The organism is Pseudomonas parakoreensis (assembly GCF_021602155.1).
GTDB lineage: Bacteria > Pseudomonadota > Gammaproteobacteria > Pseudomonadales > Pseudomonadaceae > Aquipseudomonas > Aquipseudomonas parakoreensis.
In genome coordinates this window covers 32,491-48,110 of the sequence record NZ_BQHY01000026.1, presented here as the reverse complement: position 1 = coordinate 48,110, position 15,620 = coordinate 32,491, and the positions used below count along the sequence as shown (strand labels likewise).

At 59.7% G+C, this 15,620-nt stretch carries 13 protein-coding genes; 3 read left to right on the top strand and 10 right to left on the bottom strand.

What is annotated here, in order from left to right; translation table 11 throughout:
* Positions 1–60: 60 nt before the first annotated feature.
* The 10 genes from L6D63_RS26640 to L6D63_RS26595 all read right to left on the bottom strand — a co-directional run bounded on the left by L6D63_RS26640 (position 61) and on the right by L6D63_RS26595 (position 12,957).
* Positions 61–1,623 (bottom strand): SpoVR family protein, encoded by a 1,563-nt coding sequence (locus L6D63_RS26640; protein ID WP_047296987.1) that lies wholly within the window; start codon positions 1,621–1,623, stop codon positions 61–63.
* Positions 1,620–2,891, bottom strand: a complete 1,272-nt coding sequence (locus L6D63_RS26635) for a YeaH/YhbH family protein (protein ID WP_041070055.1) — start codon at positions 2,889–2,891, stop codon at positions 1,620–1,622. Before L6D63_RS26635 ends, L6D63_RS26640 begins: the two co-directional genes overlap by 4 nt.
* Before the next feature lie 205 nt (positions 2,892–3,096).
* Positions 3,097–5,019 (bottom strand): PrkA family serine protein kinase, encoded by a 1,923-nt coding sequence (locus L6D63_RS26630; RefSeq protein ID WP_003228848.1) that lies wholly within the window; start codon positions 5,017–5,019, stop codon positions 3,097–3,099.
* A 294-nt stretch (positions 5,020–5,313) separates the two neighbouring features.
* Positions 5,314–5,643: a thiosulfate sulfurtransferase GlpE gene (glpE, locus tag L6D63_RS26625; protein WP_041070058.1), complete on the bottom strand. Its 330-nt coding sequence runs from the start codon at positions 5,641–5,643 to the stop codon at positions 5,314–5,316.
* 33 nt (positions 5,644–5,676) lie between these two features.
* On the bottom strand, positions 5,677–6,558 hold the full coding sequence (locus L6D63_RS26620; protein WP_047296986.1) for a symmetrical bis(5'-nucleosyl)-tetraphosphatase: 882 nt from the start codon (positions 6,556–6,558) through the stop codon (positions 5,677–5,679).
* Entirely contained in the window at positions 6,558–6,938 is a 381-nt protein-coding gene (apaG, locus tag L6D63_RS26615) for a Co2+/Mg2+ efflux protein ApaG (protein WP_047296984.1), read from the bottom strand. The genes L6D63_RS26620 and apaG overlap by 1 nt, the downstream gene beginning before the upstream one ends.
* A 113-nt stretch (positions 6,939–7,051) precedes the next feature.
* Entirely contained in the window at positions 7,052–7,870 is an 819-nt protein-coding gene (gene rsmA / locus L6D63_RS26610) for a 16S rRNA (adenine(1518)-N(6)/adenine(1519)-N(6))-dimethyltransferase RsmA (protein ID WP_121187483.1), read from the bottom strand.
* Positions 7,867–8,856 carry a 4-hydroxythreonine-4-phosphate dehydrogenase PdxA gene (pdxA, locus tag L6D63_RS26605; RefSeq protein WP_131670536.1) on the bottom strand — a complete coding sequence of 330 codons (990 nt, stop codon included), beginning with the start codon at positions 8,854–8,856 and terminating at the stop codon, positions 7,867–7,869. Before pdxA ends, rsmA begins: the two co-directional genes overlap by 4 nt.
* A complete protein-coding gene (surA, locus tag L6D63_RS26600) occupies positions 8,853–10,169 on the bottom strand; it encodes a peptidylprolyl isomerase SurA (protein WP_121187481.1) in 1,317 nt (438 codons plus the stop codon). Before surA ends, pdxA begins: the two co-directional genes overlap by 4 nt.
* Positions 10,150–12,957, bottom strand: a complete 2,808-nt coding sequence (locus L6D63_RS26595; protein ID WP_131670535.1) for an LPS-assembly protein LptD — start codon at positions 12,955–12,957, stop codon at positions 10,150–10,152. The genes surA and L6D63_RS26595 overlap by 20 nt, the downstream gene beginning before the upstream one ends.
* Before the next feature lie 130 nt (positions 12,958–13,087).
* Here L6D63_RS26595 and L6D63_RS26590 point away from each other — a divergent pair, with 130 nt between their 5' ends.
* Genes L6D63_RS26590 through L6D63_RS26580 form a run of 3 tightly spaced genes read left to right on the top strand, consistent with a single transcriptional unit; the run spans position 13,088 to position 15,544 of the window.
* Positions 13,088–14,107 (top strand): aminoglycoside phosphotransferase family protein, encoded by a 1,020-nt coding sequence (locus tag L6D63_RS26590; RefSeq protein WP_131670534.1) that lies wholly within the window; start codon positions 13,088–13,090, stop codon positions 14,105–14,107.
* Positions 14,104–14,775 (top strand): N-acetylmuramate alpha-1-phosphate uridylyltransferase MurU, encoded by a 672-nt coding sequence (murU, locus tag L6D63_RS26585; RefSeq protein WP_047296970.1) that lies wholly within the window; start codon positions 14,104–14,106, stop codon positions 14,773–14,775. Before L6D63_RS26590 ends, murU begins: the two co-directional genes overlap by 4 nt.
* Position 14,776: 1 nt before the next feature.
* Positions 14,777–15,544 (top strand): TerB family tellurite resistance protein, encoded by a 768-nt coding sequence (locus L6D63_RS26580; protein WP_131670533.1) that lies wholly within the window; start codon positions 14,777–14,779, stop codon positions 15,542–15,544.
* Positions 15,545–15,620 lie beyond the last annotated feature (76 nt).

Below are 15,620 nucleotides of genomic sequence, written 5' to 3'. Positions count from 1 at the left end.
AACCTCCGTTAGCCCGACAGGATAAACCTTGTGTCGGACTTTCGGAGGTCAGAACCGCATCTAGAGATGAATCACGGCCAGGTCGAGCCGACCGTAATCACCCTCGCTGTGCTCACTGCGTGGCGGCACGTGGTGGGTTTTCATGATCTGGTCGCCCTGCAGGGTTTCCAGGTGAATGTCGAAGCCCCACAGCCGGTGCAGATGCTTGAGTACCTCATCGGTGGAGTCGCCCAGCGGTTTACGGTCGTGTTGCTGGTGACGCAAGGTCAGCGAGCGGTCGCCGCGTCGGTCGATGCTGTAGATCTGCACGTTCGGCTCACGGTTGCCGAGGTTGTACTGCGCCGCCAGGGTTTCACGGATGATCCGGTAACCGGTTTCGTCGTGGATCGCCGGCACCAGCAAATCGTCCTTCTGGTCGTCATCGAGGATGCTGAACAGCTTGAGGTCGCGGATGACCTTGGGTGACAAGTACTGCAGGATGAAGCTTTCGTCCTTGAAGCTGCTCATGGCGAACTTGATGGTCGAGAGCCAGTCGGAACCGGCAATGTCCGGGAACCAGCGCCGGTCTTCCTCGGTAGGGTTTTCGCACATGCGGCGGATGTCGCGATACATCGCAAAGCCCAGTGCGTAGGGGTTGATTCCGCTGTAATACGGGCTGTCGAAACCTGGCTGGAACACCACGCTGGTGTGCGAGGTAAGGAATTCCATCATGAAGCCGTCGGTCACCAGGCCTTCGTCATACAGGTCGTTCATCAGTGTGTAGTGCCAGAACGTGGCCCAGCCTTCGTTCATCACCTGCGTCTGACGCTGTGGATAAAAATACTGGGCGATCTTGCGCACGATGCGCACGATTTCCCGCTGCCACGGCTCCAGCAACGGTGCGTGCTTCTCGATGAAATACAGGATGTTTTCCTGCGGTTCGGCCGGGAAGCGGGCGTTGTCCTTGTCGCTGTATTTGTCTGCGCCTTTGGGAATGGTGCGCCACAGATCGTTGATCTGCTTTTGCATGTGCTCTTCGCGGTCCTTCTGCCGCCGACGTTCCTCTTCAGCAGAAATCGGATACGGACGCTTGTAGCGGTCGACGCCGTAGTTCATCAGCGCATGGCAGGAATCGAGCAGGTCTTCTACCGCATCGATACCGTGGCGCTCCTCGCACTGCATGATGTACTGCTTGGCGAACACCAGGTAATCGATGATCGAGCTGGCGTCGGTCCAGGTGCGGAACAGGTAGTTGCCCTTGAAGAAGCTGTTGTGGCCATAGCACGCGTGCGCCACCACCAGCGCCTGCATGCAGATGGTGTTTTCCTCCATCAGGTAGGCGATGCACGGGTCGGAGTTGATCACGATCTCGTAGGCCAGCCCCATCTGTCCGCGGCTATAGGACTTCTCGGTGCTGAGGAAGTGTTTGCCGTAGGACCAGTGGTGATAGCCCAGTGGCATGCCAACCGAGGCATAGGCGTCCATCATCTGCTCGGCGGTGATCACTTCGATCTGGTTGGGGTAAGTATCCAGAGCGTACCGGGCCGCAATCCGGGCGATCTCGCGGTCGTAGGCCTGAATCAGCTCGAATGTCCATTCGGAGCCGGTGGAAATGGGTTGGCGCTTCTGCTCTTTGGCGGTCATGTCACTAACCTGCGCTGGAAGAGTTCACGGAAGACCGGATAAATATCCCCGGCCGAGACCAGCTGCTGCTGGGCAAACGTGTCGGAAAAGGCTTCGGCGATGCGTTCGTATTCGTACCAGAGGGCCTGGTGTTCGCGTGGGGTGATCTCCACATAAGTGTAGTACTGCACAAACGGCATGATCTGGTTGATCAGGATGTCGCGGCAGATCGGTGAGTCGTCGTTCCAGTTGTCACCGTCGGAAGCCTGCGCGGCGTAGATGTTCCATTCGTTGCTCGGATAACGCTCGGCCATGATCTCCTGCATCAGTTTCAAGGCGCTGGAGACGATGGTGCCGCCGGTTTCCCGCGAGTAGAAGAACTCTTCCTCGTCCACTTCCCGGGCGCTGGTGTGGTGGCGGATGAACACCACATCGATCTTGTCGTAGTTACGTTTGAGGAACAGGTACAGCAGGATGAAAAAGCGTTTGGCGATGTCCTTGGTGGCCTGGGTCATCGAACCGGAAACGTCCATCAGGCAGAACATCACCGCTTTGGAGCTGGGGTTGGGCTGCTTGACCAGCAGGTTGTATTTGAGGTCGAACGTATCGAGAAACGGCACACGGTGGATGCGCGCACTGAGTTTCTCTATTTCGGCTTCGAGTTCCTGAATATCGCCGAAGTTGTCCGGCTCTTCGCGCTTTAATCGCGCCAGTTCCTCTTTGGCCTCGCGCAGCTTGGCGCGGCTGCTGCCGGACAGGGCAATGCGCCGGGCATGGGCCGAGCGCAGGGTGCGGATGATATTGATCCGCGACGGGTTGCCTTCGTTGCTGATCCCGGCGCGCACGGTCTTGAACGTGTCAGTCCCGCTGAGATTGCGTTTCACCAGATTCGGCAGTTCGAGGTCTTCGAACATGAATTCGAGGAATTCTTCCTGAGTGATCTGGAAAACGAATTCGTCCATGCCCTCGCCGGAATTGCCAGCCTTGCCGGGGCCGCGTCCGCCGCCGCCTCCCGGTGGCCGGGCGATGTGTTCGCCGGCAGTGAATTCCTTGTTGCCGGGGTGAACCACGGTCTGCTTGCCGCCGCGACCGTGGTGAAGCACCGGTTCGTCGATGTCGCGACCGGGAATGCTGATCTGTTCACCGTGTTCCATGTCCGTGATGGAACGCCGGCTGACCGCCTCTTCGACAGCCTTCTTGATGTGATCACGGTAACGCCGCAGAAAGCGCTGGCGGTTCACCGTGCTCTTGTTCTTGCCATTGAGACGTCGGTCGATCACATAGCTCATGACTGCTCCTTAGAAGCTGTCCTGCAAAGGCGGGAGCGGTCATGCAGCATTGAGCCGAATGCCAAGGGACGGAAACGCTCCCCCAAGCGCTCTGGATGCTGCCTGTACCTCGCTACCGACTTGCGGACACCTTCCAGAGGCCTGTGTAGCAGAAAATGCGGGCACAGGCCTCGGGCTGACGACAACCGGTCTTACCGGCCGCGGTTTACTGTGACTTTCTGACTCGCAGGTACCACTCGGACAGCAGTCTTACCTGTTTGTCGGTGTAGCCGCGTTCGACCATTCGAGTAACGAAGTCGTTGTGTTTCTGTTGATCCTCTTTGCTGGCCTTGGCATTGAAGCTGATGACTGGCAGCAGGTCTTCGGTGTTCGAGAACATTTTCTTCTCGATGACCACCCGCAGTTTTTCGTAGCTGAGCCAGGTCGGGTTCTTGCCGTTGTTGTTGGCTCGGGCGCGCAATACGAAGTTGACGATCTCGTTGCGGAAATCCTTCGGATTGCTGATGCCGGCCGGTTTCTCGATTTTCTCCAGTTCTTCGTTCAGGGCGACACGGTTGAGAATCTCGCCGGTTTCCGGATCGCGGTATTCCTGATCCTGAATCCAGAAGTCCGCATACAGCACGTAGCGGTCGAAGATGTTCTGCCCGTACTCGCTGTAAGACTCCAGGTAAGCGGTCTGGATCTCCTTGCCGATGAATTCGATATAACGCGGCGCCAGGTACTCCTTGAGGTAGCGCAGGTAGCGTTCACGGGTTTCAGCCTGGAACTGTTCCTGTTCGATCTGCTGTTCCAGCACGTACAGCAGGTGTACCGGGTTGGCGGCGATTTCATGCGGATCGAAGTTGAACACTTTGGACAGGATCTTGAAGGCAAAGCGGGTCGACAGACCGTTCATGCCTTCGTCGACGCCGGCCGAGTCGCGGTATTCCTGAATCGACTTGGCCTTCGGGTCGGTGTCCTTAAGGTTTTCCCCGTCGTAGACGCGCATCTTCGAATAGATGTTGGAGTTTTCCGGCTCCTTGAGGCGCGACAGTACAGTGAACTGCGCCAGCATCTTCAGGGTGTCTGGCGCGCAGTGGGCCTTGGCCAGGGAGCTGTTGAACAGCAATTTGTCGTAGATCTTCACTTCGTCACTGACCCGCAGGCAGTACGGCACTTTGACGATATAGATCCGGTCGATGAAGGCTTCGTTGTTCTTGTTGTTGCGGAAGGTGTGCCATTCCGATTCGTTGGAGTGGGCGAGCAGGATCCCGGTGAACGGAATCGCACCGAGGCCTTCGGTACTGTTGTAGTTGCCTTCCTGGGTGGCGGTCAGCAATGGGTGCAGCACCTTGATCGGTGCCTTGAACATTTCGACGAATTCCATCAGGCCCTGGTTGGCCCGGCACAGCGCGCCGGAGTAGCTGTAGGCGTCGGCGTCGTTCTGTGGGTATTCCTCGAGTTTGCGGATGTCGACCTTGCCCACCAGCGCGGAAATGTCCTGGTTGTTCTCGTCGCCCGGTTCGGTCTTGGCCACGGCGATCTGATTGAGGATCGACGGGTACAGCTTGACCACGCGGAACTGGCTGATATCGCCGCCAAATTCAGCGAGGCGTTTGGTCGCCCACGGCGACATGATGGTGTTCAGATAGCGCCGCGGGATACCGAAGTCTTCCTCGAGGATCGCGCCATCTTCGGTGGCGTTGAACAGACCCAAAGGTGATTCGAATACCGGCGAGCCCTTGATCGCATAGAAGGGCACTTTTTCCATCAACTGTTTCAGCTTCTCGGCCAGGGACGATTTACCGCCACCGACGGGGCCGAGCAGGTAGAGAATCTGTTTCTTCTCTTCCAGGCCCTGGGCGGCATGGCGGAAATACGAGACGATCTGGTCGATGCATTCTTCCATCCCGTGGAAGTCTTCAAAGGCCGGATAGCGACGAATCACCTTGTTGGAGAAGATCCGCGACAGCCGCGAGTTGGTCGACGTATCGAGCAGCTCGGGTTCGCCAATAGCCATCAGTAGACGCTCGGCGGCGGAAACGTAAGCGCTGCGATCCTTTTTGCACAGCTCCAGGTACTCCTGCAGCGAGAGTTCTTCCTGGCGTGTGGACTCGAAGCGTTGTTGGAAGTGGCTAAAGATACTCATGACGTCACCTCGCTCGATACGTGGAGCCGACGCCGGATCACTCAGTCGATGCTGGCAAGCAGCCGTGGTGGCCACTTGTTTACCCCCCAGAACACTTTCGCGGTCGACAACCTTGAAAGTCACTCCCGATGACCCGTGCGCCGGTGTACCGGCTCTCCCCTGTTTTGGATGGCCTGGGCTTAAGGATAGTTGGGAATTCGAGAGGTAAAGGCGAGATACGTAATTAGTTGTGGCAGACCGTTCGTCTGTCACGCGCAGGCCCGCGTGAGCCGGGGCCTGCGCGTGACAAAAAAATTATTCGGCGCCGCCTTGCGCGGTTTCCGCAGGATAAGTCGTACGCCACAGCTCGAAGCCGCCGTCCATGCTGTAGACGTCGGAGAAGCCCTGGCTGATCAGGTAAGCCGCAGCGTTCTGGCTGGAGTTGCCGTGATAGCAGACCACCACCAACGGTGCGTCGAGATCGGCGTTACGGATGAATTCCGAGATCGAGTGGTTATCCAGATGGGTCGAGCCGGCGATGTGCAGCGCGGCATAGGTTTGCGGGTCGCGGATGTCGACCACCACTGCGCCTTGTTCACGCAGGGCCTGGGCCTGTTCCGGGGGGATTCGTTTGAATTCGCTCATGGCGGGTTCCTGTAGCTCGGCAGAATGCGCAGTCTAACGCGGGACGCTGACTGGCGACGTTTCGGGGATAAGTGGCGCGACGGTCGGGGCAAGTCCGCCGTGCTCATCGCATTTGCACGACACGCGCTCGCCGCTGTCGACGTTCATCAGGGTCAGGCTGCCGCCCCAGACACAACCGGTGTCCAGTGCCGAGACGCCCGGTTCACGGACATCGCCTTCCAGTGCGGCCCAGTGGCCGAAAATGATCCGCAGGCCACGGGTTTTGCGCTCCTTGTGCTGAAACCACGGTTTGTAGCCCGGTGGTGCGGTGTCGAGGCCTTCCTTGCTCTTGAGGTCGAGCTTGCCGTCGGCGGTGCAGAAGCGCATGCGGGTGAAATAGTTGGTGATCACGCGCAGGCGGGTCACGCCGGTGAGATCGCTGTCCCACTTCGCGGGCTCGTTGCCGTACATGCCATCGAGGTACAAGGGAAACAGGTTGTCGTCACGCAGCGCGGCTTCGGCTTCGGCGGCGTACTTCAAGGCCTTGCGCAAGGACCACTGCGGGGGGATGCCCGCGTGCACCATGGCGACTTCGCGTTGTTCGTCGTAGTGCATGAGTTTCTGCTGGCGCAGCCATTCGAGCAGGTCAGCCGCATCGGGGGCTTCGAGAATCTCGCGCAGGGTGTCGGATTTCTTCAGGCGCTCGATGTTGTTGGCGGCGGCGAGCAGATGCAGATCGTGGTTGCCGAGTACGCAGACCAGTGAGTCGCGCATGCCATAGAGAAAGCGCAGAGTCTCCAGCGACTGAGGTCCGCGATTAACCAGATCACCGACCAGCCACAGCCGATCAAGCCTGGGGTCGAACGCGACTTGCTTGAGCAAGCACTTGAGCGGATCAAGGCAGCCTTGCAGGTCGCCGACGGCGTACGTCGTCATCAGTGCAGGGCTCCAGGCACGGCGAGGCGAAAAGGCTTGATGATCGCATCGAAATGCTTGCCATCGTCAGCGACCATTTCGTAAGAGCCCTGCATGGTGCCGACCTTGGTGGTCATCACTGTGCCGCTGCTGTAAGTGTGACTTTTGCCGACCTCGATCAGCGGTTGCTGGCCGACAACACCGGCGCCGCGAACCTCTTCGACATGCCCGTCACCGTCGGTGATCACCCAGTGCCGCGACATCAGGCGGGCGGGCTTTTCGCCATTGTTCTGTACGGTGATGGTGTAGGCGAAGGCGAAGCGGTCGTGCTCGGGTTGCGACTGGTCTGCCAGATAATGGGTAACGACGCTGACATCGACCTGGTAACGGGAATCGGACATGCAAAAGGGCCTTAACGAAGCGGAACGCGTGGCGTAGCTGATGAAGAGTCAGTCTAGGCAAGTATCGGGCAGTAAACCAGAGTGGCGTCCTGCCCGATAGCGTTCATCGCCGGTCAGTCGGCGGCGGGGGCGGCAGCAACCTGCTCGGCGAGCTTGTCGGCCAGGCGCACGAATGCGGCCAGGTCCAGTTGTTCGGGACGCAGGCTGCCATCGACGCCGGCGGCTTCGATCTCGGCGGCGGTCATCAATTGCTTGAGGGTGTTGCGCAGGGTCTTGCGACGCTGGTTGAAGGCTTCGCGAACGACGCGCTCCAGCAGGCGATGATCCTTGGCCGGGTGCGGCAGCACCGCGTGCGGCACCAGACGGACGATGGCCGAGTCGACCTTCGGCGGCGGATTGAACGCGCCCGGGCCGACGTTGAACAGGTGTTCCACGCGGCAGTGGTACTGAACCATGATCGACAGACGACCCCAGTCGCCGCCGCCCGGGCCGGCCGCCAGACGCTCGACCACTTCTTTCTGCAGCATGAAGTGCATGTCGCGAATGATGCCGGCGTTGTTCAGCAGATGGAAAATCAGCGGCGTGGAAATGTTGTAAGGCAGGTTGCCCACCACACGCAGGCTGTTCGGCGCGGCGTTGAGGGTGTTGAAGTCGAACTTCAGCGCATCGCCCTGATGCAGGTTGAAGTTGCTCTTGCCGGCGAACTGCTGGTTGAGGATCGGGATCAGGTCCTTGTCCAGTTCCACCACGTCGAGTTGCGCGCCGGAATTGAGGATGCCGGCGGTCAGTGCGCCCTGGCCCGGGCCGATTTCCAGCATGCGGTCGTCAGGCTTGGCGCTGATGGAGCGCAGGATGCGGTCGATGACGCCAGCATCGTGCAGGAAGTTCTGGCCAAAGCGTTTGCGCGCCTTGTGTTGGTATTGCTCGGTCATAAACGGGTCTCGGCCATCTGGTAGGCGGTTTCCAGGGCGACCTGCAGGCTGCCGGTGTCGATCTTGCCGCTGCCGGCCAGATCCAGGGCAGTGCCGTGGTCGACCGACGTGCGGATGATCGGCAGGCCGAGGGTCACGTTGACCGCCGCGCCGAAGCCTTTGTACTTCAGCACGGGCAGGCCCTGGTCGTGGTACATCGCCAGCACTGCGTCGCAGTGCTCCAGATATTTGGGGGTAAACAGAGTGTCGGCAGGCAGCGGGCCACGGAGGTCCATGCCCTCGCCGCGCAGGCGCTCCAATGTCGGTTCGATGATGTCGATTTCTTCATGGCCCAGGTGTCCGCCTTCGCCGGCGTGCGGGTTGAGTCCGCAGACCAGAATACGTGGCCGGGCGATGCCGAATTTGTCTTGCAGGTCGGCGTGCAGAATTCGCGTGACCCGCTCCAGCCGCTCCGGGGTGATTGCATCGGCAATCTCGCGCAGGGGCAGGTGAGTGGTCACCAGTGCCACGCGCAAGCCGCGGGTAGCGAGCATCATCACCACTTGGGCGGTGTGAGTCAGGTCGGCGAGGAATTCCGTGTGTCCGGAGAACGGGATACCGGATTCGTTGATCACGCCCTTGTGTACCGGTGCGGTGATCATCCCGGCGAAGTCGCCGTTCAGGCAGCCGTTGCCGGCACGGGTCAGGGTTTCGAGGACGAAGGCGGCGTTAGCCTTGTTCAGTTGACCAGCGACCACGGGAGTGCTGAGTGGAGTGTCCCAGACATACAGGCTGCCAGCGGAGGCTGGAACAGCCGGCCAGTTGTCAGGCGCAACTTCAAGCAAATTGACGGCCAGCCCCAACTGCGCGGCCCGCTCGGTGAGCAGGTCGCGGCTGGTGATGGCAATCAGGGGATGTGGCTGGGCTTGCGAGGCGAGCAGCAGGCACAGGTCGGGACCGATGCCGGCTGGTTCGCCGGGTGTCAGCGCGAAACGCTTGGGTTTCACTGCGCTGCCTGGTCTGCACCAGGGAGTTTGATTTCTACGTAGGCTTCTTCACGAATCTGACGCAGCCAGTTTTGCAGCTCTTCATCGTATTTTTTGTTACGCAGAACATTCATAGCCTGTTGCTCGCGTGCCGATTCGGTGCTGTCGGTGGCGCGGCGGCCAAGGACTTCCAGCACGTGCCAGCCGTACTGGGTCTGGAACGGCTTGGACAGCTGACCTTGTGGGGTCTTGGCCATCACTTCGCGGAATTCCGGTACCAGTGCGTTCGGGTCGATCCAGTTCAGGTCGCCGCCGTTGAGCGCCGAGCCCGGGTCTTCGGAGTAGTTCTTCGCCAGTTCAGCGAAGTCTTCACCGGCCAGGATGCGCTCGTACAGCGATTGCACCAGGGCTTTGGTCTTGGCTTCGTCGCGGATCGGGCTTGGCTTGACCAGGATGTGGCGCACATGCACCTCATCACGCATCTGGGTTTCACCACCCCGTTTGGCCAGCAACTTGAGGATGATGAAACCACCCGGGGTACGTGCAGGCTGAGTGATGTCGCCAACGGCCATGCTGCTCAGCTCACGGTCGAACGGCGGTGGCAATTGCGCAGCTTTACGCCAGCCCATGTCGCCACCTTCCAGAGCGTTGTCGCTGCCGGATTTGGCCACGGCCATCTGACCGAAGTCAGCGCCTTGCTTGAGTTGCTGGTAAACGTCCATCGCCTGACGGTAAGCACTCTGAATCGCATCAGAGTTGGCGCTTTCCGGTGTAGGAATCAGGATGTTGGCCAGGTGCAGTTCTTCGGACAGTTGCATCTTGCCCAGGTCGGAAGCGAGGAAGTTCTTCACTTCCTGCTCGGAGACCTGAATGCGTTCTGCCACGCGGCGCTGACGCACACGGCTGATGATCATCTCGCGCTTGATCTGGTCACGGGCGTCGTCATAGGACAAACCGTCGTGAGCCAGGGCGGCGCGGAATTGATCCACGGTCATGTTGTTGCGCTGGGCGATGGTGCCGACTGCCTGGTTCAGCTCTTCGTCGGTAATGCGGATGCCGGAACGCTCGCCGATCTGCAGTTGCAGGTTTTCGACGATCAGGCGCTCGAGCACCTGCTGATCCAGCACGCCCGGCGGCGGCATGCCGCCGCCACGCTTGGCGATGGTCTGCTGAACTTCATGGACACGCTGGTCCAGTTGGCTCTGCATGACCACGTCGTTATCAACGATCGCAACCACTTTATCGATGGACTGTACTGCGGCGTTGGCCGCAGTACCCAGGAACAGCGCGCCCAGCAACAGCGGGCGCAGAGAATCAGAAAGCTTGGTCTTCACGTTGACGATAACCTTGGATGCCTTTGTCGAGGAAGCTCTCTACCTTGGCGCCAGTCAGGCCGCCGAGTCCCTTCAGAACAATTTGGAGGAAGACGCCGTGGTCGCCTTTTTCGTTTTGTGGAGCTTCCTGACTGAATTCGTCGTAGGAAACCCAGTAACGGTTGATCAGGCGCAGTTTCCAGCAGCAGTTGTCGTACTCGAAACCACCAAAGGCTTCCAGTGTACGGTTGCGGTTGTAGTCGTACTGCCACCGGCTGATCGCGCTCCACTGCGGAACGATCGGCCAGATGACCGAGAAGTCATGCTGCTGGATCTTGTAGTAGTCCTTTACGTAGCCAGGCTGACCCGGGGTGCCGTAGTCGCCACCACCCACCGACCATTTGCCGGTGGTCTGATCGTAACGAACCTGGTCGTTGCGATAGCGATAACCGACGTTGACCACCTTGTTCGGGTTGTCTTCTGGCTGGTAATGGAACATCGCGCTGCCGGAACGCGGGCTGCGGCTGTCCGGGTCCCAGTTGTAGTCGGCCGTGGTGCGCCAATCGCGGTTCCAGCGGTATTCGTATTCCAGCGCGTATGGCGACACGTCGGACTGGGCATCCTTGCGATCCTTGAACGCGATGCCTGGCAGTTGTACTTCACGATCCTTGAAGTAGTACGCCTGACCGACGCTGATACGTTGACGCTCGAAACCGTCGTCTTCGATCCAGCGGCTGGTCACACCCAGCGACAGCTTGTTCTCGTCGCCGACACGGTCGGAGCCAGAGAAGCGGTTGTCACGGAACAGTGACGCGTAGTTGAAGGTGTATTCACTGGTGTCGAATACCGGAATGTCTTCCTGATCAACCTTGGGTACATACAGGTAGAACAGGCGCGGTTCCAGAGTCTGGCGATAGTTCTTGCCGAAGTACGACGTGTTGCGGTCGAAGTACAGCCCGCTGTCGACGCTGGCGATCGGTACGCCACGACTCTGATTGCTGTCGAAGGTGCCGTTGAGTTTGTTCTGCTCAGCGGTTTGTGCAGCAATCTGGGACTTGCCGGTACCGTCCAGATCCAGCTGATACTGGGTGTACTGGTACTTGAGCGATGGCTTCAGGAAACCATAGGTCCAGTTCATCGGCAGGCTGACGCCCGGCTTCAGATTCAGACGGTCGCCGTTGGCGCGCGCCAGACCCTGTACGTTGGTATCGAGGCGTGGCGAGACGTTGCCGTCCTCGTCCGTGAAGTTTCCTTTTTCCAGATCACGATCAAACCGAACGATCTCGGTCTCGTAATCGAAATTCAGACCTTCCGGGTGATACGGCAGTTGACCATTAAAGGTGATCTGCGGCAGACGGCCGTACGGCGTGATGTTCGAAACAGTAGCCAATTGGTACTGCTGAGCATTCAGGCGTGCGGTATAGCTGTCACCGCGGTAGGTCACCGAACCCTGCTGATTCACATAGTCAGCGCTCTTCACACCAATCTGATCGGTGGTCAGGTCCTGGAAGTAGTACGGATCGCTGATCTTGGTGTAGTCAACCTGAGTCATCACACGGGAGTCGAGTCCGCCCTTGTGCTGCCAGTTGTACATGTAGCGATTTTTTTCGTAATCGGTCTGCTTGCTGCGATCGGTATCTTCGTCGTTCAGATACGCCGCACCGAACTGGCCTTCGCTGGACTTGGTCAGGTAACGGAACTCGCCTTCGACCAGCATGCCGCGCTTGCTCATGTAACGCGGGTACAACGTGGCATCGTAGTTCGGTGCCAGGTTGAAGTAGTACGGGGTGACCAGCATGAAGCCGGTATCGCTGCCGGTACCGATGGTCGGCGGCAGGAAACCCGATTGGCGACGATCGTCGATCGGGAAGTAGATGTACGGCGTGTACAGGATCGGAATGTCTTTGACCCGCAGTGTCACGTTGGTCGCGGTACCGAAGCCAGTGGCCGGGTTCAGGGTGATGTTGTTGCCCTTGAGCTGCCACGCGTTGCTGTTCGGTTCGCACGTGGTGTACGTGCCGTCCTTCAAGCGGATGATCGCGTTCTCGGCACGCTTGGCGTACAGCGCGTTACCGCGGATGCGCGATTTGTGCATCACGTATTCGGCGTTGTCGACCTTGGCTTCACCGGTGTCGAGCTGCACATCGGCGTGGTCGCCGACGATCAGTGCACCGTTGTCGCGAATGCGCACGTCGCCGTTGAGTTCGGCACGGCTCTCGGCCTGATAGAGGCTGGCCTCGTCGGACTCGACCTGCATGCTGCCCTGACGCAGGACCACGTCGCCGGCCAGCGTACCCACCTGATCTTCGGTGTTGTAGCGCGAGGCCTTGGCGCCGATAAAGGTCGGTGCGTCACTTTTATTCGTCTTGTCATTCATGCCAGGACGAATCGGTTCGATATAGGAACCAGAGCAGTAAGGACCGGTCTCGGCCAATTGGGCGGCGGTGAGCTTCTCGCGCGGAACCCAGTCGAGGTGACTGTAGTCTTCGCTACGGGATTTCAGGCCGCGGCCCTTGGCTTCGGTGACCAGCACAGGCTTGGCGCCGGTGTCGGCAGTGGAACCGTTCTGGGCCGTGGCTTCGCCGGCGGCGCTGACAGCGCTGACAGCGCTGCCGTCATGCACCGGACGCGGCGGCAATGCAGCTGCCGGCGTCTTGGGCGCACAGGCCCAGCCACCCGTTACCGAGACGGCGCAGTCATACTGCTCGGCGGCAACAACGAATTGACTGGCCAGAGGTTGCATAGCCAGCAGACTGCCGGTTACCAACAACGGAAATTTTTTACGAAACGCGGGGGATTTCAATGCCATCTTATTAGTCCGGGCTTCCTGCGTGCCATCTGCCCGCGGTGTGGGCCGCACGCCTCTCGATGGTCTGAAAAAGATGCTGGATAATAAAGCATGACCCGCTTGACGGCTAGCGCCGTCGGAGACCCTTGCAATGCCTGACCAAGATGTACGCTTGCAACACCTGAAAGTTTGGCTCGATGAGCAGTTGGCAATCCTGTTTGCAGATCAAGGCTGGGGCACCGTGCCCCCGGCCACGTTGACCGCGGCCAGCAGCGACGCGAGTTTCCGCCGGTATTTCCGTTGGGAAGGCGCGGGTCGCAGTTTCGTCGTGATGGACGCGCCACCGCCCCAGGAAAACTGCAAACCGTTCGTGGATATCGCCTTTTTGCTGGCGAAATCCGGAATTAACGTGCCGAAAATTTATGCAGAAGACCTCGAACGCGGTTTTCTTTTGCTCAATGACCTGGGCAACAAGACCTATCTCGACGTAATCGACGGCGAAAATGCCGATGCTTTGTTCAGCGATGCCCTGCAGGCGCTGTTGGCTTTTCAGCAATTGCCGATGATCGCACCACTGCCGAGCTACGACGTCGCGCTACTGCGCCGTGAGCTGGAATTGTTCCCCGAGTGGTACGTGAAACGCGAACTCGGCATCGAGTTCGACGCAGCACAGCAGCAACAATGGCAGTCCGTCAGCGAACTGCTGATCGACAGCGCACTGGCCCAGCCGAAAGTTCTGGTGCACCGCGACTACATGCCGCGCAATCTGATGCTCAGCGAGCCGAATCCCGGCGTGCTGGACTTTCAGGATGCGGTCTACGGCCCCGTCACCTACGACGTCACCTGCCTGTTCAAAGACGCCTTCCTCAGTTGGCCTGAAGAGCGCGTGCGCGGCTGGCTGGAAAGTTATTGGCAGCAAGCCTCGGCGCTGGACATTCCGGTGCAGGCCGACTTCGAAGACTTCCTGCGTGCCAGCGACCTGATGGGCGTACAGCGGCACCTGAAAGTCATCGGTATCTTCGCCCGCATCTGCCATCGCGATGGCAAACCGCGCTACCTGGCCGATGTGCCGCGTTTCTTCGCCTATATAGAAGCGGTGATTGCGCGTCGTCCTGAACTGGCGGATCTGCAGGCATTGCTCGCCAGTCTGCGTGGTGGAGCGATCGCATGAAGGCGATGATACTGGCAGCAGGCAAGGGCGAGCGCATGCGCCCCCTGACCCTGACCACCCCGAAACCGCTGGTGCGTGCCGGTGGCGTGCCGTTGATCGAATACCACCTGCGGGCGCTGGCGGCGGCCGGTTTCAGTGAAATCGTGATCAACCATGCCTGGCTCGGTCAGCAGATCGAGGATTACCTGGGCGACGGTTCGCAGTTTGGCGTGAGCATCCAGTACTCGCCGGAAGGCGAGCCGCTGGAAACCGGCGGCGGGATTTTCCGTGCTTTGCCATTGCTCGGTGACGACGCCTTTTTGGTGGTCAACGGCGATATCTGGACCGACTACGACTTCAGCGTACTGCACCAACCGATCAACGGTCTGGCGCATCTGGTGCTGGCGGACAACCCGGCCCACCACCCGCAAGGCGATTTCACCTTGACCGACGGTCAGGTGATCGATGGCCAACCGGACGCGGCAACTCTGACCTACAGCGGCATCGCCGTCCTGCATCCGCAGTTGTTCGATGGTTGCGCGGACGGCGCATTCAAGCTTGCACCGTTGCTGCGCATAGCCATGGCAAACGGGCAGGTCAGCGGTGAACGTCTGAAAGGCCATTGGGTGGATGTCGGCACGCATGAGCGTCTGGCCGAAGCTGAAGCATTGATAGAAGCGAGTCGTTGATATGTTGTGGCCAGGGACTCTGATTGGAGCCGGAGCGGGTTTTGCGATCGCCAGCATTCCGGGGGCCATGCTTGGGGCATTGTTGGGACAGGCGCTGGATCGGCGCCTGCACTTGCAAAGCTGGGGGCATTTGCGGGAAAAGCTCGGCGGGCGACCGATGTTGCGCAACGACGAACTGTTGTTCGTGCTGCTCGGGCGTCTGGCCAAGAGTGACGGGCGGGTGACGGACGGCCATATCCAGCAGGCGCGCAACGAAATGAACGCGTTGGAAATGAGCGAGCCGGCGCGGCGGCGGGCGATTGCGGCGTTCAATCGTGGCAAGTCCGGCGGTGACCGCCTGCGCGGTTATCTGCGGCGCCTGAGTGCTCAGCCGCATGCCGCCGAAGGCGTGTTGCGTGCCTGCTGGCGGATGGTCTGGGCCGACGGTCGTGCGGGTGTCAGTGAGCGCGAATTATTGGCGCAGTGGGGCAAGTGGCTGGGCTGGACGACGCACCAGATCCAGGCGCTGGCCAATGATTACGAGCCGAATAAACGGCCGATTGTCAGTGCGGCGGTGAGTTATCAGGAAGCGATGCGCCTGCTCGGCGTGTCGGCGACCAGCGAGCCGGCACAGATCAAGCGCGCCTATCGACGGCTGCTCAGTCGTCATCACCCGGACAAGATCGCCGGCAGCGGTGCGACGCCTGAGCAGGTGCGCGAGGCGACCGAGAAAACCCGTGAGTTGCACAACGCGTTTACCCTGATTCGGGCGCGGCGGGGTTTTCGCTGATCGTTGCCGTTAAATATGGGTTGGCTGAAATGGCCTCATCGCGAGCAGGCTCGCGAATGGGGCGACTCGGTCTTCC